Origin of the sequence: Phenylobacterium sp., assembly GCF_036963605.1 — a bacterium.
Classification (GTDB): domain Bacteria; phylum Pseudomonadota; class Alphaproteobacteria; order Caulobacterales; family Caulobacteraceae; genus Phenylobacterium.
The window spans coordinates 1-17,079 of the sequence record NZ_JBALUY010000043.1; the positions used below are offsets into that span (position 1 = coordinate 1).

A 17,079-nucleotide genomic window follows, 5' to 3' on the forward strand; every position below is an offset into this window, starting at 1 on the left:
GCTTGATGGCCGAGTTCTTGGCGCCGCTGATGGCGATCTCGCCCTCAAGACGCGCGCCGCCTTCGATGACGATTCGGTCCAATCCCAGCCCCTTCAAGCGCCGCAGCCCTGCGGCGTGAACAACCCAAGTGGCGCTTCTAGCCTGAGGCCACCGCGGCGCAAAGCCGCACGACTCTCACGAACGCTTGTCATCTCCCGGCGGCGGCTCGGCGGCCGGCGCCGCCGGCGTCGCTGGCGCTGCCTTGCGGCGGTGCAGATTGGCGCGCAGAGCCTGGGCGAGTTTAGCCTCCCGCGCATTGGGCGGCGGGGATCGGGGTTTGTCTGGCGGGCTCATGAACACGGCTTGCGACTGGGGTCCGGCGAGGTCAAGTCCGAGAAATCCGGATTTGGGGGCTTCACGCGGGCCGTCGGGTCGGCTATAGCCCCCGCCTCGCCTTTCGCCGCCGTAGCTCAGTGGTAGAGCGCATCCTTGGTAAGGCTGAGGTCGGCAGTTCAATCCTGCCCGGCGGCACCATTATCCGGAGGCTGGTCACCCAGCCTCAAGGCGTCTCCGGAGCGGCCCTGCGCCGCTCCGGAGCCTCCCTCACCCAGCCCACCTGCATCAGGCTCATTCGCGCCGGGCCTGTTCGCGTCAGCCCTGTCAGGCGGCCGTTTGACCGCCGTTGCTCGATACCCCTTCGAATCCCTCGAAAAAGTACTCCACACCGACCCGCAGGATTCTGGCGATCTCATAGAGCCGCGAGGCGCTGAGCCGGTTCATGCCGCGCTCGTACTTCTGCACCTGCTGGAAGCTGATCCCGAGGTGGCCGGCGAGTTCGGACTGGGTGACCTTCAATTCCCGCCGCCTGAGACGCAGGCGCATGCCCACATGCAGATCGACTGGATGGATGCTGACGCTGGCCACCATGATTCAGGCCCCGGCCTGCATCAGCGGCGAAGACTCTAGGCTGAGCCGCACCCAGACGGGGCCACCGGCGAAAAGCGGCAAGGCCAGGTGCAGTCGCCTGTGCTGGGAGGCGGCGTCAAGGACGATGGCTTCGTACTGTCGGGGATTGCGCCACTGGGCGTTCAGGGGCAGCCAAAGGCGGCGGATTTGAACCGGCTGAACCCGGTGGCGCGCGGCTACCTCTGCGAGGATCGCATAGTCGCCGGGACGGGAGCCTAGAAGCTTCCAGGCCAGGCCGGCGCCGGACGCCAGGATGATGGCGCCGGCGCCCAGCACCGGCGGCGGCGGCTTGGTCGCCGCCAGGGCCGCGACGCCCAGCATGGCCGGCAGGAACCAGGCCAGCGCCGCCCGCACCGGGGCGGGCGGCTCAAGCCGGCCCGGCCCAAGCCTGTCCAGGCCCGATGAAGACGCAGTCAGCTGGCGATCCATGCTTGTTCTCCCCGCACGCACGCGCCGCAATGGGAGGGATGGAAGCCGCCAAAACAAGATGAGGGCGTTTGAATTTACAACTGTTTACATAGTTAAGCTTAGCGCCGGACGCGCGTAGAATCGGGATCGCGCAGCGGCTAGTGGATCGCGCCGAGGGGCGATTGGCGCGGAGCCGGAATACCGCCCAAGTAACGCTCGATCGCCTCGAATAACGTCTTGGCCGCAAAGGGCTTGCTGATGACCGCGTCCATGCCCGCCGCCAGACAGGCTTGCTGATCGGCCTCGCCGGCGCCTGCCGTGATCGCCACGATGGGCACACGGTCCAAACCCTGGCACGCCTCAGTGCGCCGGATGATCCCGGTCAGGGCGTGGCCGTCGATCAGCGGCATTTTCACATCCATCAGGATAAGGTCCCACCGTGCGCTCCGCCACGCCTCCAGGGCTTCGGAACCGTCACGGGCGATGACCGCAGTCAGGCCGACGAAATCAAGCAGGGCGATCAGCAGGCGTTGAGTGCGCGGATCGTCGTCCGCCACTAGAATCTGGCGTGGGCCAACCGGGCCTTTCAGTCGCCCCTCTGGGGTCAATTCAGATGACATCACGTGCGGCGCTCCTCGATTGAGGACGGCCTCGACGCTTTCTGGCCCGACCTCATGCTGGCCTAGTAGCGCCAAGCGAAAGGCCCGCCTGGGTTTGGACCCAATTTTTACAACTTCTTACAATCTGTTCTCCGCCATTGCCCAAATTGGGCTGGCTTCACATTATAGGCGGCGGTGATCGTCGCGTGTACCCAGGCGTCCGCAGTCAATGCCTCACGCTTAGCTCCAAGTGGTATGCCCGCGCGTGTTCGGGGAAGGACAAGCCTCATGAGGGTGGCGATACTGGAGGATGATCCAGCTCATGGGGATCTCGTGGAAGCCGCGCTCCGGTCCGAAAGCCATCTCTGCCTGCGCTTCGCTTCCGGCGCCGCCCTGCTGGTGCGTCTGCGCCAGGAGACCTTCGATCTTCTGATCCTGGACTGGAACGTCCCGGGTCCATCAGGCCTGGACGTCTTGGCCTGGTCCCGGGCCAATCTTCAGGCTCCGCCGCCGGTCCTGATGATCACGGCTCGGGCCTCGGCCGAGGATATCGTCACCGCCCTCGACGCCGGCGCCGACGACTTCATCATAAAGCCGATTGAGCGGTCGATACTGCTGGCGCGGGTCAACGCTGTCCTCCGTCGAGCCTATCCCAGCGGCGCGACGATGCGCCCGGAGACTTTCGGCGATCACCTGTTCGATCCGATGGCCGAGACGGTGGCCTATGGAGAAAAGACAGTGAAGCTGACCAGCAAGGAATTCGCCCTTGCCCTGGCCTTTTTCCGCAACATGAACCGGCCCCTGGGCCGCGCCTATCTCCTGGAGACGGTCTGGGGCCGCAATCCGGATCTTCCCACACGCACCCTCGACGCCCACGTTTCACGCATCCGCGCCAAGCTCGACCTTCGCCCGGCGCTGGGCTACCGACTGGCCCCCGTCTACAGCTACGGTTACCGCCTGGAGGCGATCACCGACGGCGCCGAGGAGTCTTCCGCCCCATGAAGGTCATCCACCTCGCCGTGGCCGTCGCCTGCGCCATCGGCCTTGGCTTGGCGCCTTCCGGCGCCAAGGCTCAGGCAGGTCAGGCGCCGGCCGACATCGCCACCTACGTCGTGCGGCCGGGAGACACGCTCTACGGCCTCGCTGAGCGCTACATGATCCGGCCGGGCGACGCATCGCAGGTAGGCCGCCTCAATCGCATCGCCGAGCCGCGGCGTCTTCAGCCGGGAACGATCCTGCGGATTCCCGCTCGCCTGCTACGCACCGAACCCGTCGTCGCCCGCCTGGCCGCCTTCCGCGGGGATGTGACAATCATCGCTCCGGCGGGACCGCTGGCGCCTGTGATCGGGCTGGTGGTGCCTGAGGGTTCACGCCTGACCACCGCCGCCGGCGCCTTCCTGACCCTGGAAATGCCCGATGGCTCCCGCATCACCCTGCCCTCGCAAAGCCGGGTGGTGCTCGATCGCGCCCGGCGAGTGCTTCTGACCGGAGACATCCAACGTCGGCTGACCCTGGAGGCCGGGCGCAGCAGTTCGGTGGTCACTCCAGCGCCGACTCCAGGCAGCAGCTTCATCATCCAGACCCCTCTCACGGTCTCGGCGGTGCGCGGCACCGAGTTCCGCGTGGGCCACGACGCCGAGGCCAACCACTCAACCCTTGAAGTGGTCGAAGGCTCGGTCGGCGCCCAGGCAAGCTATGAGCCCGGCGAAATTCTCGTGCCTCAGGCGTTCGGCCGCCGGGCCGACGCCACCAGCGCCTCTGCGCCGCAAGCTCTCCTGCCGGGCCCAAAGCTCCGCAATCCTGGCCGGCCGCAGGACGAGCCGGAGCTCAGCTTCAGCCTCGTCCCCGTCGATGGGGCGCAAAGCTATCGAGGCCAGTTGGCGACGGATGCGGGCTTCGTCGACATCCTTGCCGAAAACCAGAGCGACGGGACGATCCTGACCTTCGCTTCGGCGCCCAACGCTATCTATTTCCTACGCCTGACGGCCCTCGACGCTGACGGCCTCGAGGGGCTGCCCGAGGTCTACGCCATCGAGCGCCGGCTGAACGCCATCGGCCTTGAACCGCCCGCGGGCCTGGAAGGGGTGGATCGCAGCTTCCTGTTCCGCTGGAGCGACTCCGGCGACGGTGTCGCCAGCTTCCGCTTCCAGCTCGCCGCCAACCCTGAGATGGACGGCCCGATCATCGATGAGCCAGGTCTGGCCGAGCGCCAGATCTCCGTCGCCGAACTCCCGGATGGCGTCTATTTCTGGCGGGTCCTGGTCACGCGCTTTGAGGACGGGCGCACCTTCGAGAAGTGGTCTCCCGTCCAGCGGTTCCAGCTGGGCGGCTGACCCTGGCCTCGCCCGTACCACCTCGTGGCGGACATCAGCGCTCGTGGCTGAGGGGCGAATGGCTGCTGACCACAGTCTTGGCCCTGACGCTGACCGGACTCCTGGCCTGGAGCGGGGCCGCCAACCGGTTCGACAATCTGCTCTACGACGCCCTGCTGCGGCACGCGCAACGACCAGTCAGTGACCAGATCATCCTTGTCGTCATTGATGATCGAAGCCTTCAAGAGGTGGGAGCCTGGCCCTGGCCTCGGCAGGTCCACGCAGCTATCGTGGAGCGCATAGGAGCTGCAGGCCCGAAGGCCCTGGCCTATGATGTGCTCTTCATAGAGCCCGGTTCGGAGCCTGCCGCCGACCAGGCCTTGGGCGACGCCCTCTCCGCGACAGGCGTCGCGGCCCTCCCCCTGCTCATCGAGTCCCCGGGACCCGACGGCGCCGCCTTCGCCCTGCGCCCGCCGGCCCGCGAGATCGCCGAAGGCGCCGCAGGCCTGGGCCAGGTCAACCTCCAGTTCGATCGCGACGGCGTCGTCCGACGCGCCGCCCTCCTCGAGAACGCCGGCGGCCAGGAGGTGCTCCACCTCATGGAAGTCGCGCGGCGGATCGGCCAAGGGCTTCCCCCGCCCAAGATCCCCACGCATCCCCCAGACGGCCCTCTGGTGCGCGCCAAGCCGATCCTGATTCCCTATGCCGGGCCGCCGGGCCACTATCGCTCCATCTCGGTCAGCAGCATCCTGGCCGACGAGACGCCGTCGGAATTCCTGCACGATCGCTACGTCCTCGTCGGCGCCACCGCCGCAGGACTCCACGACAGCTACGCCACACCCACCAGCAGCGCCGCTCAGCTGACGCCCGGGGTCGAGATCCAGGCCCATCTGCTGGACGCCCTCCTGCAAGGGCGGACGATCAACTCGCTGGACCGCGGGGTCCACACGACCCTGGCCCTGGCCCTGGTTCTCGTTCTGCTCCTGGGTCTTCTGAGACTGGGGCCTCGAGAAAACCTCCTCCTTGGCGTCGCCCTGATGGTTCTGATCCCAGCAGTCAGCGCCGGGGCGCTCCTGACCCTTAACCTCTGGGCGCCGCCGGCGGCCCCACTGATCGGAATTCTGGTCGTCCTGCCGCTCTGGGCCTGGCGTCGGCTCGAGGCATCCAGCCGCTACATGGTGCGCGAGTTGGCCCGCTTCTCCGCCGAACCCGACCTGCTCGCCCGCGCCACCCAGGCCGCCGAAGGGCAGGACATCGTCGCCCGGCAGATCGCGTTGATGGAAGACACCATCGCCCGAGCGCGGGACGCTCGCCGTTTTGCGCACGCCACCCTGCAGGGTCTGCCCGACCCTACGCTGGTTCTGACAGCCACTGGCGAGATCAGCTTCGCCAATGCAGCTGCGAGACAGGTCTTTCCCAAGGCTCAGACTTCGAAACTTGCGGCCCTATTGGAGGGCTGGACCGCCGAGGGTTTGCGCCTGGATGACCTGGTGCTCGGCGAATCCGAGGAAACTGGTGAGCTGGTCAGCCCCACGGGGACAGTCTTCCATGTCACCCGGGTGCGCTATCAGGCCGAGGCTGACGCGCAGCTGGCCTGGATCCTGCGGTTGACAGACATCACGCCGATTCGCGCCGCCGCGGCCCAGCGCGAACGCCTCCTCCAGCTGCTGAGCCACGACATGCGTTCGCCACAGGCCTCGATTCTGGCGGTCTTGGACTCGCCGTCAGCCGAGGGCGCGCCCGCAACGATCGTACTACGCATCGCCGGCTACGCCCGCCGAACCCTCGCCCTGGCCGACAATTTCATTCACCTTGCCCGCGCTGAGTCAGGCGCCCTGGCGTGGGAGGTTCTCGACCTCTCTGACCTCGTCACCGAGGCGGCCGACGACCTCTGGCCTCGGGCCCAGCGCGCGGGCGTGACCATCAGCCTCCAAACCCCACCCGACGACCTGCTGGTCCATGGCGACCGAGCGCTGCTTTCGCGCACCTTGTCCAACCTGCTGGACAACGCCCTCAAATATGGCGGCCAGGCCAGCGAGATCACCTGTACCCTATGGTCTGACGGCGATCAGGTCGTCTGCGAGATTGCCGATCAGGGGCCAGGCGTAGCCGAGGACGCCTTGGCGCGCGTCTTCAAGCCTTTCCATCGCCTCAGCCGATCAGAAGCCCCAGGCGTCGGGGGCGCTGGCCTGGGCCTTAGCCTCGTCAGCGAAGTCGTGCAGCGCCACCACGGCGAGGTCGCTTGCCGCAATGCAGGGCCATCGGGAGGCGCCGTTTTCACCCTGCGCCTGCCGCAGGCTATTCAGGCCTGAAGCGCGCCGCCAAGGCCGCCGTCAGGATCGGTCCCATGGCCTCGATCTCACCGGCCGGCCCCTGTTGCTGCGCATTGGCGCGGAAGGCCGCGGCCCCGGTCTGGGTGTCGAGCAGCACAAGGGTCAGGCTGTAGTGGCTCCGCCGCCGCTGCCAGAATCGCGCCTTGCGGCTCTCCGCTAGCCACTGCGCCGCCGCTCCATCGGCCCCGGGCATAAGGGCGCCCACCCCGGCGGGGCGCTCGGCCAGGCTGGCCTGAACCAGATAATCCGTCTTCACCCCATCCTCGCTGATGGTTCGGAAGCCCGCAGCGCTCAGCGCCTCCTGCAGGCCCCCTGCCAAGGCCAAAGAGCTCGGCGCCATACGCACGGTGGCTCCGGACGGCGGCGGCGCCTCGGGTTGCAGGGCCAGATCGACCGGCTGCGTGGCGCAGCCCGCCAGCCCTGCGCATACTAAACCTGCAAGAACCATCCCGCGCCGCATGTCGCCCCCTCCGCCAGATGACCTGAATAGACACCCGGACCCTTGCAGGTCCAACCCCCTCGACCAACTTCTACCCGGATATTATTGACGGCGTCGTCCCCACGGGTCAGGAAGCGAGATGGAGCCCGCCATGACCCCCACCTTGACCGCATTCCTCAATGGCGTACGCATCGCCAGCGGCGACGTCGCCCAGGTCGCCGCCGTTCTTCGCGCCCGCACTGAAGACCTTGAGGCGTCGCCGATTCTCCTGTCCGACGTGGACGGCCGGACGGTGGATATCGATCTGCGGCCCCCGGCTGAAATCCCCGCGGTGGAGAAGACGCCCGCCGCCCGTCCCGGCCGCGGTCGACCACGCCTCGGCGTCGTCCCACGGGAGGTCACCCTTCTGCCCCGCCACTGGGACTGGCTCGCAGCTCAGCCCGGCGGCGCCTCAGCCGCCCTCCGTCGCCTGGTGGAGGAGGCTCGTAAGACTCACGCCGACACAGATCGCCTACGAACGCAGAGAGAGGCCGCCTATCGCGCGATGTCCGCCCTGGCCGGCGACGCCGCCGGCTTCGAAGCCGCCGCCCGCGCCCTGTTCGCCGGCGACCGCGAAGGGCTCGACGCCATCCTGGCGACCTGGCCCGCTGACGTCGCCGCTTACATTCTGGCGCGCCTCGACACCTAGCGGCCCTTCGGCGCGCCCAGCGCCTGCTGAGCCTGGTGCGTTTCGACGGCGAGCCTGCGGGCGGCGTCGCAGGCGACCAGATCGGCGCCCCGCGTCACATAGCCGATCTCCAGATCCGCCAGCGTCGGCGCGGCGGGCAGCTGATGCAGCGTGCAAGGGCGCAGGGCTTCAGGCGCCAGGCTCAGCTGCGGCGCAGCCGACAAGTTCGGGGGCGGCTTGGCACAGCTGGCGATCAGCAGCGTGCAGGCGATCGGCGCGAGCCGGATCCAGGGGCGCATGGCCATCCTCCGTGTTCAGGGCTTGGGGAATGAAGGCGGCCACGGCCTGGTCGGCGCGGCTGCTGCGGGCCAGGGCCTCGCTCAGGCGCGCCTGGGCCGCTCGCTCGCCTTCGGCTTCCAGGCGGGCGACGTTCCGCTGTTGGGTAAGCGCCGCAACAGCGTCCCGATGAAGCTCCGCCCCATCCCGGCGTCCGGCGACATAGAGCGAGAGGGCTGAGGCGGCCAGGCCGCCCGCGGCGATGGCGACCATGATCAAGCGCAGGTTCATGCCGACAGGCCTCTCACATAGCCGCCGCCCGGCCGCCAGGTCAGCACCTCGCGCCGCCACCGGCCGCCCAGGCCCAGGTGGATCCAGGCCCCGGCCTCTTCGATCAACTGGTCGAAGGCGAGGTCCGACTCCGCGATCGCCCGGCACACGGTCAGGGGCGAGCCGAACCGGGGGCAGATGAAATCCGCCGCCTCGCCGCGCATGTGGGCGCTGGTCATCGAGCCGCCCACCGCCCGGTTCACTGCCGGCGAACGATAGCCGCTGGTGATCAGCATTGGTGCGTCCCCGAGCAGGACTCGAACCTCCTCGAGCACCCGCGCTGTAGCCTTGAGACGCTTGAGCACGGCCGGCGCCGGGCGATTGTCCAGACCGCGCTGCTGGGTGGCGATCATTTCTTCCAGGGAAAAGTGCGCCGAAAGCCATGTGGTCATGGCCGGCCTCCAGTTCTTCGACAGATTGGAAAGATTCAGTCCAGGTCGCGCCGGCCGGCGGCCACCAGCTTGGCCCAGTCGGTCACCGTGGCCCCGGCGAGATACAGGGTGCCCAGCACGATATTGGCCCCGATCAGCGCCAGCCCCAGCCACTTCAGGGCGACCGGATCGTCCAGCCGCAGGATGATCGCCGCAAGCCCGGCGAAATTGGCCCCGCAGGCGCAATAGGTGAAGATGCGGCGATAGAGCCACCGCACCTCGATGGGCGGTCGCGGCTCGCTCACGGGCCGCTCGCAGGCTTCAGGCCCAGCCCCGCCAGGAACGCGATCAGCCCGGTGGCCAGCCATGGCATGCTGCGCGCCAGCCAGGTCCAGAAGTCGGCCGCCCCGGCCACCCGGTCACGCTGGCTTTCCAATTGGTCGATGCGGCCCAGGGCGCCCTTCAGCTCGCCGCGCAGGCCCTCCACCAGCTTGCCGGCTTCCAGCGCCTCCAGCCGCGCGAGGCGCTCCCGCACATCGTCCATCTTGGCCGCCAGTCCTTCCAGGCGGGCAGTCTGAGCGGCCACGTGTTCGCCGATCTGCCGCAGGGCCACGATCTGGGCGTTCGCATGGTCGATTCCGTCACCGGCGGGGCTTGTCACCATGCGTTTTTGACCCCTGTGACGGTGCTGGCGATGGCGGCCGCCTGGGTTAGATTGTCGAGGAAACCCGGCGTATCCGTCCGCGTCCCCTGGGTGCTGGATGTCCCCTCGGTCGTGGAACCACGGAACAGCTCCAGGGGCAGCTTGGCCATGATGTCTGCCTGGCTGTTCAGGGCCGTGTAGGGGGCCATGCGATAGGCCTGATCCACACTCCGCGCCTGCGCGCCAATCGCCGCCTGTGTCGCCACGTCGTCGCGGTCGCTGGCCGCCCGCGACCCGGCCAGGCCCGTCAGGCTGTTGGCCGCTTGCAGGCGCAGGGCTGCGTTCTGGGCGGCCAGCTGCGCATTCTGCGTCGAGGCCTGCTGCCGGCGATCGGCGTCCTGGCTGGCCAGCCCGGCGCTGGTGTTGAACATGCCGGCCAGCAGGTTGGACACCTGGGCGTTCCGCGCTCGCGCCAACTCGCCCTCGGTGAGCGAGCGGGTGAGCGCAGCGCCCGAGCCGCCAAACGCCCCCTGCCCTGCCAGGTCCAGCGCCTGGCTGGCCCGCGTCCGCCCCGCTGCTGCGTCGAAATCGGCTGTGGCGGCGTCCACCACCTGGTTCCGATAGGGGTTATAGTAGGCCTCGATCCCGTCGAGCAGGCTGGCGGATTGGACGCTGGGCGCCTGCTGCGCGGCCACGCCCCGCACCCAGTCGGCGGCTTCGTCATAGGCGAAGCCATAGCCGTTCAGACCGGCGGCGCCCCGCATCGCCTGCTGCTCTAGCCCGTTCAGGGGCGCGACCAGGCTATAGGGATCCACTTGGCCCAGCTGGCCGACCCGGGCGCTCAGGCCCTGCACGTCATCGGTCACCCACTGCGGATTGGTCGGCGTCACGGTCGCCCGTTCCGTCGTGCTCGAACTCGTCTTCGTCTTCTTCTTGCCCATCACAGGCTCCTTCTCAGAATCTCGCCATGCCGCCGGTAGCCCTGGGCGCTCAGCACCCGCGCCCAGCCCGCTCGGCCTTCGATGGTGACGCATACGCATCCCAGACCGCGCGCCCAGGCCTCGATCCCCGGCCGCAGGTCCAGGATCGTGTCCAGCCGCCCCCCCGCCAGCCAGACGTGCAGGCTGCGGCCCTCTGGACCCTCCACGCACTGGCTGACCAGAGCCCCGCCCTCGCCCGCCCAGAGCTGCGCCTCACCTGTCAGGATCTCATCTCGCAGGGCCGCCTCGTCCCCGTCCTCGGAACGCAGGGCCGGTAGCAGCCAGTTGCGGCACGCCGTCCAGACCTCCGGCGTCACCGCGTTCCCGCCGGAACGACGTCGAACACCGGCCGACCGATCCGCCCCCCGGTCGGCGAGCCCTGCCCGCTCAGCCGGACGCGGAACAGCCGACCGCTCGCCCGCACGTCCACCCGTCCCGTGCCCGGCGCCAGAGGAAAGGGGCCATAGGTCCGGCTCTCCCCCTGGGGCTTGAACCGCGTGCTCAGGCGCAGCGCCGCCGGCCCCGCCTGCCCCGCCATGTCCGGCCACAACCCGCGCACCATCAGGGTCTGGTCCTCGCTCAGAAACTGGTCGGCGCTCTCGATGAACCAGGCGAAGGCCCCGCCGTCGGCCGAGCGCCCCCGTTCGTGCCAGAACACCTGGCCCCCTGGGGTCACGCCGATGGGATCCTGCTGCGGGCCGGCGTCGACGAAGGCCGAGCGCGCCATGATTCCCTTGGACCAGGATCCGTCCCCAAGGCCGACCGCCAGGTACCGACTGTTCTCATTGCCGTCGCGAGCGTCGGGATAGTCGAAACGGACCTCGTCATAGATGCTGATGGACGCCGCCGTGATCTTGTCGCCCTGGGCGCTGGCCAGGTTCTGGGCCATCTCGTCCCGGATCGGGCATGGAACGATCTGCACCGCGCCGCCCAGGCTGTAGTTGCGAAACTGCAGGTCCGGGGCCAGCCAGACGGCCTGCGAGCCGGCGATGGCGAAGGCGTTGGGGCCGATCAGGCCGCAATGCTCACCGACGGGATCGAACCGCCAGGGTTGGTTCAGCGCCCCGACGAAGGTCCCGACGAACAGCCGGTCGGAGGTCCAGACCAGGATGAACTGTCCGGCCACACTGGCCCCGACGATGCGACCGCCGCCCGCCAGGACATATTCCCGCGCCGTGGTGTCGCCCGCGGTGACCCACTCATCGGCCCGCCGCACCCCGCTATGGCGGATGCACAGCGGGTTGAAGAGCCCCGACACCTCCTCGTTGCACCCCAGGGCGAAGATCTGGTCTGTGTGCGCGACCAGGGACGCCGTGACCTGGGCCGGCGCATTGGTCAGCGGCGCGGCCGTCGCGTCCGTGTCATTGGCCCAGGCATAGAGGGTTCCTCCCCGGGGACCGGCGATCAGCCGCTCGCCGAACGCCGAGAGACTCCAGGTCCTGGGGAAATAATCCACTGACGAGGGCGAGGAATAGACGCCCGTCGAATAGGCCCCTGTGCCATAGCCCTGGCCCCCCGTGCCGTCGATTGCGCCGGCGGCGAAAGCCTTCTGAGGCGCGACGACCACTGCCGGGCCGCCGCCCGTCGCGCTCGACGCCGCCGGCGACATGACTTCATAGGTGAAGTGATCGACGTCGATCACCGTGACCGACGCACCTTCGACGTTTGGCGTCGTCCCGCCTAGGTCCGCGGCGCCGGTCACATCGATCAGGTCGCCGTCCGCCAGACCGTGCCCCGCCATGGCGACGCTTACCGTGGCCTCGCCCTCACTCACCGACAGGGGGTCGGCGCTCAGGCTCCGGGGCGGCTGCGCCAGGTTCGGCGTAATGTCGTACAGGCCTCCGCCGATCCACACCTGCAGAGCATTGTGCGCGCCGAAGGCGACGTTCAGCACCGCGGCGTTGTCCGTCCAGGCGAAGACCTTCCGGCAGACGCCAGTCAGAAGCTCGCTGGTCAGGCTCTCCCAGCCCCCGACCACCTGGGGCCGCCCACGCCAGAACCGCACATTGGACCCGTCCGCCCAACGCCCGGCCACCGCAAAGCTCGTATCGTCTCCCACCAGCCCCGGCGGAATATCGAGAGGTATTCTCATCACATCTTCCCCTGGCTAGAATTGACCCATGGACGCCAAGCGCTATTTCATCCCCACGCCCCAGGGCGAGGTGTCTCTGGTCCTTTGCCGTGGAAAAACTCTTAACAGATCAGCGCTTTATCTAGCCTCTATACATTCATATCAAGAGACGACGGTGGCCATTAATAGACGATAACAATAACTACCCGACCGTCACCTCCTGCGCCCGAGTTAATTTCAGCACCACCCGAACCGCCACCGGGTGCGACGCCGCTTGGGCTATTGCCAGGAGCTGTCGCCTTCGAGCCTGGGCCCGCGGCTAGGATTGGCGCTGAGACTTCGGCAAACCCCGCGGCACCGCCGCCACCGCCTCGTCCCGCCTCCGGAGCCCCACCGGCTGCCCCGAACTCGCCAGTCGCCCCCGGCGCGCCGCCGGCGCCGGTGCCGCCTGACCCACCCACACGGTTGATCTCCCCACCGGTCCCAGCGCCACCCGCGCCGCTGGCGCCGGTGGCCAGCCCCCCCTGCCCGCCTGTGGCAACCATTTGAGCGCCGCGAACAGTCACCGTGGTTGCGCCGCCGACCTGACCGTCGACGGATGATCCGGAGCCGCCAGCGCCGACGCTGTAGCTGACCACCTCGTTGCGGCGCAGCTTATAGGACCGGAAGGCCGCCCCGCCGCCGCCGCCGCCGCCAGCCGTGGTGCCGCCGCTCCCGCCGCCGCCGCCCGAGCCGCCGCCGCCCCACATATAGACCAGGGCATGACAGGCCTGCGGGACGACGAAGGCACCCGAGCCCACCTGGAACTCATGAATGGCCAAAAGGCGGACGGCACCGGCCGTACTCCGCCTGCGGGGCTGTTCGCCCCTGGGACCAAGCCCCCTCACTACGGCAACGGATCATAGGCGCCGCCGGAAACCCGACAGACGACGCCGTTGGCCACGGCCGCGCCAATGGCGAAGGCCAAGCCTACGCCAGGCGGCAAGAACAGAGGGTCCTCCTCACTGGCCTCGAATAAAGCCCTAGCGCCCGCTGCGCTGCCCGAGGGCGCGGTATTCGGCAGGTTCGCGGAGTCGATCAGCGTGTCCGTCGATCCGACCCGGGCATAGAGCTGGCAGTGAATCACCGCCCCAGGTGCAGCTCGGGTCAGGGCGTAGGCCTTGGTAATTCGCAGGCCCTGCACATTGTCGGCGGCGGGCACGACCTCCACTGCGTGGGTCGGGAGGTGAAACTCCGTTTCGGCTGTGGTCGCCACCGCCATATAGGCGATGGTCCGCTGCACGGCGATGAACTGGTTCGTGGCGATGGCGCTCATGGGCTCTCCTCAACCGAAATAAATCAGGCCGGCCGCGCGCCGGTCGGCGGCGGTGGCCCGTTGAGTCTGATCGTGGACATAGTCGGGAAGGCTGGTGACCAGGCTCCAGCCGGCGTCATCGCCGTCCGTGGCGACCACCTTGCCGGCGTTGCCGGCCTGGGCCGGCAAGGCGCCGGCGTTGTAGCTCCAGGCCACAGCCTCGACATAAGCCTTCAAGGTCACGCCGCCGACCCCCAGGGGGAAGACATTGGTTCCGTCGCAGGCCGTCAGGGTCACGTCCTGACTGTCGACCACCGCCGTGGTTCCGGCCCCGGTGGTCAGAGTGACCGGGCCGCTGGCGGCGTTGCGCACCAGATAGATCTTGCTCGCCGCTGGCAGGGTCACCGTGGCCGGACCAGCGCCGGTAAAGTCCAGCATGGCCCGCCGGGCCTCGTCGTCGCCGACATTGGCGCTGGTCAGCACATGATCGCCTGCCAGCACGATGGCGCTGCGCCCGGCGATCGCCTGGTCCAGCCGGTCGATGACCGTGTTCAGCCGCGGGGCGCCCCAGGTGTTGAGGTTCTCCCCAGCCGCCTGCATCTCCAGGCGCAGGGAGGCGGTGTAGGTCGAAGGCATCAGATGACAGCTCCCGTATCTTGCCGCACCCAGACGGTCCCATCGGAGACCGCCAGGGTGGAAAGGTCAGCCACCAGGACCAGGGTCTGCGGCCAGGCCTTGGCCGGCGGCAGTTCGGCGGCGTCACAGGCGAAGATCCGCGTCGGCGCGCCGGGCTCCTGCAGGGCGCGCACCGCCTCCACCAGCTCGCCCAGCAAGGGCCGCAGGGCCTGTGGAACGTCCGGCCCCACGCTCAACATGGGACAGCTTCGGGCCGAGGCAGGTCGGTGACCAGGTTCGCTATCCCATGCCGCCGGGCGTCGGCGGCGCGGGCCTGGGCCAGGGCCAATTCGAACCGGGCGTTGAAATGCCCGGCCATCTCCCCATCCCGCAGATACGGACAGGCCTCGGCCAGGGCGGCGAACAGATAGAGGTCCGGGTGTTCGGCCAGGACCGCGTTGTTCGGCGCCTCGGCGCTGAGCGCCAGCCGCCCCACCTGCCGCAGCACGAAGCCGGTTTCCTGGTCGCAGGGGCGGTCGAGTACGATCGCGCGCCCCTCCAGACTCCAATAGTCCGGCCGGCCGCCCACATCGCCGCGCGGCAGCAGGCCCGCCGGGCGATAGCGCATCGCGACGCGCACCGCCCCGTCCTCCCGCCAAAGCCCGAGGGCCTCGCGGCAGTCGGCTGGCAGGTCCAGGCGCGGCGCCCCGGGCGCGGCGGTCAGGCTCGCCTCGGACTCCATCACCGCCAGCCGCAGCTCACGGTTCAGCCGCGCCTCGGCCAGGGTGATGAAATCGGCCGCTCGGCCGGCCAGGTCGCTCCGCTCCAGCCAGTCGGCCACAGCGGTCTTCAGGTCCTCATAGGTCACGAGCGCCATGCGCCCTCCTCCCTGCCAGACGGGCGGCGGCGGGCCAGGCCCGCGCCGCCCCGGTTCGCGTCGCCCCGTTCGCGTCGAACGGGGGGCGGCCCTAGTTGTTGGCCAGGCGGCAGGCCAGTTGCGGGCGCAGGGTCTGGAAGCCGTAGAGGACGTCCAGGCGACAGGGGAACTTGTCGTTGTTGATGTCGTACTGCCGCACGATCCGCATCGACACGCCGTCGAACACCTCTCTCGCGGCGAAATCCACGCCCCGCGGCATCACCATGTCGGCGGTGGCGAAGGCGAAGGCGCCTTTGTGGTAGGCCATGGACACCCCGTGGGCCGCGCCGCCCGTCCCGGCCACCTGGATCTGCGCATTGTCGCCGGGTGCGCCCGAGACGTTCTGCGCGGCGCCCGTGGTGATGATGGCCGGCGAGATCTGCAGGCTGGCCACGCCAGAGCCGTTGGAGCTGGCGTCGGCCTTCACCACGAACTGCTGCTGCACGCCGGTGGACTGCTTGGTCTCCGGATGCACCCGGAAGACGCCGGTGATGGTGAACACGTCGCCGGCCTTCAGGACGGCCGTGCTGTTCGACCAGCCGTCGGTGGCCAGCGTCGCACCCGTCTGACCAGCCCCATTCACCGCCGGCGAACCCGCCTTGGTCCCCACCGTGTGCGAGGGCCAGAGCGTGTTCTCCATGAAGTCGAAGCCGGCGCTGCGGCCCATGAAGCCTTCGCGGTACTGCTTGGAGATGCTGGCCTTGTCGTTGAACAGGCCCTTCAGGGCGTCGACCAGGTCCACATTGTCCTGGGTGTTCAGGTTGCAGGTCCGGCCGGCCAGCGGCGCCAGATTGTCCACCAGGATCTTCCGGCCCTGCAGGATCTTGGCGAAGCTGGCGGCCGCGCCCTGGTTGTTCACCTGGCTGTAGACGTCCTTGTACATGCCCATGGCGTCAGCCTCGATATTGGCCGCCAGCACGCTCATGGCCGGTTCGATGATCCGCTCGGAGAAGTCGTCCAGCGACAGGGTCAGGTCCACCGAGGTGAAGTTGAGGTCCACGCCCTTCTGGGTCTGCACCTTCAGCTCGACGCTGGTCTCGGTGGTATCCTGGGCGTCGAGCGTCGGGCCGGTGCGCACCACATACTGGTTGGGCAGGCGCACCTTCAGGGTGTCGCCCACCTTGGCGCCCTGGCGCGCGAAGCTGTCGTCATACTCCCGCGTGATCGAACCCACGAAGTTCAGCTTCTGGTGCAGCACACGCAGGGCCTCGCGGGTGACGGCGGTCGGGGAAAGCAGCGAATTGGCCATGAGGTCTCGTCTTCCTTGAGGATGGAATGCAGGTCGGCGCGGCTGCGCCGGTCGGGTTGTCGGATAGGGATCAGGCGCGCGCGTGCGCCCGGAGGGTCACGCCGGGGGCTGCAGCGCCTGCGATTTCAGAATACGGCCCGGCGCGCAGCGCCGGAGCCCTTAGTCGACGAAGGTCACGCCGCGCTCGGGCGCCAGGCGAACGCTGACGATATCCTTCAGCGCCAGCTCGCCGTCGAAGTCCTGACCAGGGGCCGGGATGAACATGTTGACCACGTCGGGCCAGGTCCGGGGATCGATGCTCAGGGCGTCGCCGGCATAGCGCGGGCCAACCGCCACCAGTTTCAGATCCTCCGGCGGCAGGCCGTCATAGAGGATCGGCGGATCCATCTCCATCAGCCACCGCCCACCATTCAGAGGCCGCACCACCTCGCCGGGCCAGTCCTGGTCGTCCCGAGAATCGACCTTGCGCAAAGTCAGGCAGGCCCGCCCCCAAACCGACATCGGCACAGGCGTGTGGGGCGGTGCTATGGACGGCGAGGATGGCGACTTCCGACGGCCAAACAGTTTGTCGAGCAGGCTCATGAGATTTCACCATTCCTGCAGGTGGACCAGGAAGTATAGAACGAATTG

The 17,079-nt window shown here is 68.5% G+C and carries 23 protein-coding genes and 1 tRNA gene; 5 read left to right on the forward strand and 19 right to left on the reverse strand.

Annotated features, from left to right (window positions below; translation table 11 throughout):
* Positions 1-439: 439 nt before the first annotated feature.
* Positions 440-514: transfer RNA gene (locus V7702_RS09775), tRNA-Thr, on the forward strand.
* Between the two features lie 126 nt (positions 515-640).
* Here V7702_RS09775 and V7702_RS09780 read toward each other — a convergent pair.
* The 3 genes from V7702_RS09780 to V7702_RS09790 form a co-directional block, all read right to left on the reverse strand.
* Positions 641-907, reverse strand: a complete 267-nt coding sequence (locus tag V7702_RS09780; protein WP_335649925.1) for a helix-turn-helix domain-containing protein — start codon at positions 905-907, stop codon at positions 641-643.
* Positions 908-910: 3 nt separating this feature from the next.
* Positions 911-1,375, reverse strand: a complete 465-nt coding sequence (locus V7702_RS09785; RefSeq protein WP_335649926.1) for a hypothetical protein — start codon at positions 1,373-1,375, stop codon at positions 911-913.
* Positions 1,376-1,512: 137 nt separating this feature from the next.
* Positions 1,513-1,974 carry a response regulator gene (locus V7702_RS09790; protein WP_335649961.1) on the reverse strand — a complete coding sequence of 154 codons (462 nt, stop codon included), beginning with the start codon at positions 1,972-1,974 and terminating at the stop codon, positions 1,513-1,515.
* Positions 1,975-2,241: 267 nt separating this feature from the next.
* On the opposite strand from V7702_RS09790, the gene V7702_RS09795 reads away from it, so the two are divergent.
* From V7702_RS09795 to V7702_RS09805, 3 genes are all read left to right on the forward strand, one after another.
* Positions 2,242-2,955: a response regulator transcription factor gene (locus V7702_RS09795; protein ID WP_335649927.1), complete on the forward strand. Its 714-nt coding sequence runs from the start codon at positions 2,242-2,244 to the stop codon at positions 2,953-2,955.
* Positions 2,952-4,286 carry a FecR domain-containing protein gene (locus V7702_RS09800; RefSeq protein WP_335649928.1) on the forward strand — a complete coding sequence of 445 codons (1,335 nt, stop codon included), beginning with the start codon at positions 2,952-2,954 and terminating at the stop codon, positions 4,284-4,286. The genes V7702_RS09795 and V7702_RS09800 overlap by 4 nt, the downstream gene beginning before the upstream one ends.
* 77 nt (positions 4,287-4,363) lie before the next feature.
* Positions 4,364-6,577: a CHASE2 domain-containing protein gene (locus V7702_RS09805; RefSeq protein ID WP_335649929.1), complete on the forward strand. Its 2,214-nt coding sequence runs from the start codon at positions 4,364-4,366 to the stop codon at positions 6,575-6,577.
* Here V7702_RS09805 and V7702_RS09810 read toward each other — a convergent pair.
* Complete coding sequence (locus V7702_RS09810) at positions 6,564-7,058, reverse strand: hypothetical protein (RefSeq protein WP_335649930.1); 495 nt, start codon at positions 7,056-7,058, stop codon at positions 6,564-6,566. The two genes, V7702_RS09805 and V7702_RS09810, sit on opposite strands and share 14 nt — an antisense overlap.
* Positions 7,059-7,188: 130 nt before the next feature.
* On the opposite strand from V7702_RS09810, the gene V7702_RS09815 reads away from it, so the two are divergent.
* Complete coding sequence (locus tag V7702_RS09815) at positions 7,189-7,725, forward strand: DUF2239 family protein (RefSeq protein ID WP_335649931.1); 537 nt, start codon at positions 7,189-7,191, stop codon at positions 7,723-7,725.
* Here V7702_RS09815 and V7702_RS09820 read toward each other — a convergent pair.
* The 15 genes from V7702_RS09820 to V7702_RS09885 all read right to left on the reverse strand — a co-directional run bounded on the left by V7702_RS09820 (position 7,722) and on the right by V7702_RS09885 (position 17,031).
* On the reverse strand, positions 7,722-7,928 hold the full coding sequence (locus V7702_RS09820; protein WP_335649932.1) for a hypothetical protein: 207 nt from the start codon (positions 7,926-7,928) through the stop codon (positions 7,722-7,724). The two genes, V7702_RS09815 and V7702_RS09820, sit on opposite strands and share 4 nt — an antisense overlap.
* A complete protein-coding gene (locus tag V7702_RS09825) occupies positions 7,894-8,271 on the reverse strand; it encodes a hypothetical protein (RefSeq protein ID WP_335649933.1) in 378 nt (125 codons plus the stop codon). The genes V7702_RS09820 and V7702_RS09825 overlap by 35 nt, the downstream gene beginning before the upstream one ends.
* Positions 8,268-8,702, reverse strand: a complete 435-nt coding sequence (locus V7702_RS09830) for a D-Ala-D-Ala carboxypeptidase family metallohydrolase (RefSeq protein WP_335649934.1) — start codon at positions 8,700-8,702, stop codon at positions 8,268-8,270. Before V7702_RS09830 ends, V7702_RS09825 begins: the two co-directional genes overlap by 4 nt.
* Before the next feature lie 35 nt (positions 8,703-8,737).
* Positions 8,738-8,986 carry a hypothetical protein gene (locus tag V7702_RS09835; protein WP_335649935.1) on the reverse strand — a complete coding sequence of 83 codons (249 nt, stop codon included), beginning with the start codon at positions 8,984-8,986 and terminating at the stop codon, positions 8,738-8,740.
* Positions 8,983-9,345 (reverse strand): hypothetical protein, encoded by a 363-nt coding sequence (locus V7702_RS09840; protein WP_335649936.1) that lies wholly within the window; start codon positions 9,343-9,345, stop codon positions 8,983-8,985. Before V7702_RS09840 ends, V7702_RS09835 begins: the two co-directional genes overlap by 4 nt.
* Positions 9,339-10,265 carry a hypothetical protein gene (locus V7702_RS09845; protein WP_335649937.1) on the reverse strand — a complete coding sequence of 309 codons (927 nt, stop codon included), beginning with the start codon at positions 10,263-10,265 and terminating at the stop codon, positions 9,339-9,341. The genes V7702_RS09840 and V7702_RS09845 overlap by 7 nt, the downstream gene beginning before the upstream one ends.
* Positions 10,265-10,621 carry a hypothetical protein gene (locus V7702_RS09850; protein WP_335649938.1) on the reverse strand — a complete coding sequence of 119 codons (357 nt, stop codon included), beginning with the start codon at positions 10,619-10,621 and terminating at the stop codon, positions 10,265-10,267. The genes V7702_RS09845 and V7702_RS09850 overlap by 1 nt, the downstream gene beginning before the upstream one ends.
* Positions 10,618-12,396, reverse strand: coding sequence for a hypothetical protein (locus V7702_RS09855; protein WP_335649939.1), 1,779 nt, complete (start codon positions 12,394-12,396; stop codon positions 10,618-10,620). Before V7702_RS09855 ends, V7702_RS09850 begins: the two co-directional genes overlap by 4 nt.
* Positions 12,397-12,557: 161 nt before the next feature.
* Positions 12,558-13,262 carry a glycine-rich domain-containing protein gene (locus V7702_RS16885; RefSeq protein WP_442958411.1) on the reverse strand — a complete coding sequence of 235 codons (705 nt, stop codon included), beginning with the start codon at positions 13,260-13,262 and terminating at the stop codon, positions 12,558-12,560.
* The gene (locus V7702_RS09860; protein ID WP_335649940.1) at positions 13,262-13,690 is read right to left on the reverse strand and encodes a hypothetical protein; all 429 of its coding nucleotides are present in this window, start codon (positions 13,688-13,690) and stop codon (positions 13,262-13,264) included. The genes V7702_RS16885 and V7702_RS09860 overlap by 1 nt, the downstream gene beginning before the upstream one ends.
* Positions 13,691-13,699: 9 nt before the next feature.
* Entirely contained in the window at positions 13,700-14,305 is a 606-nt protein-coding gene (locus tag V7702_RS09865; RefSeq protein WP_335649941.1) for a hypothetical protein, read from the reverse strand.
* Positions 14,305-14,544: a hypothetical protein gene (locus V7702_RS09870; protein WP_335649942.1), complete on the reverse strand. Its 240-nt coding sequence runs from the start codon at positions 14,542-14,544 to the stop codon at positions 14,305-14,307. The genes V7702_RS09865 and V7702_RS09870 overlap by 1 nt, the downstream gene beginning before the upstream one ends.
* Complete coding sequence (locus V7702_RS09875; protein WP_335649943.1) at positions 14,538-15,161, reverse strand: phage adaptor protein; 624 nt, start codon at positions 15,159-15,161, stop codon at positions 14,538-14,540. Before V7702_RS09875 ends, V7702_RS09870 begins: the two co-directional genes overlap by 7 nt.
* 91 nt (positions 15,162-15,252) lie before the next feature.
* Positions 15,253-16,449, reverse strand: a complete 1,197-nt coding sequence (locus tag V7702_RS09880) for a P22 phage major capsid protein family protein (protein WP_335649944.1) — start codon at positions 16,447-16,449, stop codon at positions 15,253-15,255.
* Between the two features lie 159 nt (positions 16,450-16,608).
* Complete coding sequence (locus tag V7702_RS09885; protein WP_335649945.1) at positions 16,609-17,031, reverse strand: hypothetical protein; 423 nt, start codon at positions 17,029-17,031, stop codon at positions 16,609-16,611.
* Positions 17,032-17,079: the final 48 nt, after the last annotated feature.

Excerpts from the sequence above, each read along its gene's own strand:
- V7702_RS09780 (WP_335649925.1), bottom strand. The coding sequence starts at position 907 with ATGGTGGCCAGCGTCAGCATCCATCCAGTCGATCTGCATGTGGGCATG.
- V7702_RS09785 (WP_335649926.1), bottom strand. The coding sequence starts at position 1,375 with ATGGATCGCCAGCTGACTGCGTCTTCATCGGGCCTGGACAGGCTTGGG.
- V7702_RS09790 (WP_335649961.1), bottom strand. The coding sequence starts at position 1,974 with ATGTCATCTGAATTGACCCCAGAGGGGCGACTGAAAGGCCCGGTTGGC.
- V7702_RS09795 (WP_335649927.1), top strand. The coding sequence starts at position 2,242 with ATGAGGGTGGCGATACTGGAGGATGATCCAGCTCATGGGGATCTCGTG.
- V7702_RS09800 (WP_335649928.1), top strand. The coding sequence starts at position 2,952 with ATGAAGGTCATCCACCTCGCCGTGGCCGTCGCCTGCGCCATCGGCCTT.
- V7702_RS09810 (WP_335649930.1), bottom strand. The coding sequence starts at position 7,058 with ATGCGGCGCGGGATGGTTCTTGCAGGTTTAGTATGCGCAGGGCTGGCG.
- V7702_RS09815 (WP_335649931.1), top strand. The coding sequence starts at position 7,189 with ATGACCCCCACCTTGACCGCATTCCTCAATGGCGTACGCATCGCCAGC.
- V7702_RS09825 (WP_335649933.1), bottom strand. The coding sequence starts at position 8,271 with ATGAACCTGCGCTTGATCATGGTCGCCATCGCCGCGGGCGGCCTGGCC.
- V7702_RS09830 (WP_335649934.1), bottom strand. The coding sequence starts at position 8,702 with ATGACCACATGGCTTTCGGCGCACTTTTCCCTGGAAGAAATGATCGCC.
- V7702_RS09840 (WP_335649936.1), bottom strand. The coding sequence starts at position 9,345 with ATGGTGACAAGCCCCGCCGGTGACGGAATCGACCATGCGAACGCCCAG.
- V7702_RS09845 (WP_335649937.1), bottom strand. The coding sequence starts at position 10,265 with ATGGGCAAGAAGAAGACGAAGACGAGTTCGAGCACGACGGAACGGGCG.
- V7702_RS09855 (WP_335649939.1), bottom strand. The coding sequence starts at position 12,396 with ATGAGAATACCTCTCGATATTCCGCCGGGGCTGGTGGGAGACGATACG.
- V7702_RS09860 (WP_335649940.1), bottom strand. The coding sequence starts at position 13,690 with ATGAGCGCCATCGCCACGAACCAGTTCATCGCCGTGCAGCGGACCATC.
- V7702_RS09865 (WP_335649941.1), bottom strand. The coding sequence starts at position 14,305 with ATGCCTTCGACCTACACCGCCTCCCTGCGCCTGGAGATGCAGGCGGCT.
- V7702_RS09870 (WP_335649942.1), bottom strand. The coding sequence starts at position 14,544 with ATGTTGAGCGTGGGGCCGGACGTTCCACAGGCCCTGCGGCCCTTGCTG.
- V7702_RS09875 (WP_335649943.1), bottom strand. The coding sequence starts at position 15,161 with ATGGCGCTCGTGACCTATGAGGACCTGAAGACCGCTGTGGCCGACTGG.
- V7702_RS09880 (WP_335649944.1), bottom strand. The coding sequence starts at position 16,449 with ATGGCCAATTCGCTGCTTTCCCCGACCGCCGTCACCCGCGAGGCCCTG.
- V7702_RS09885 (WP_335649945.1), bottom strand. The coding sequence starts at position 17,031 with ATGAGCCTGCTCGACAAACTGTTTGGCCGTCGGAAGTCGCCATCCTCG.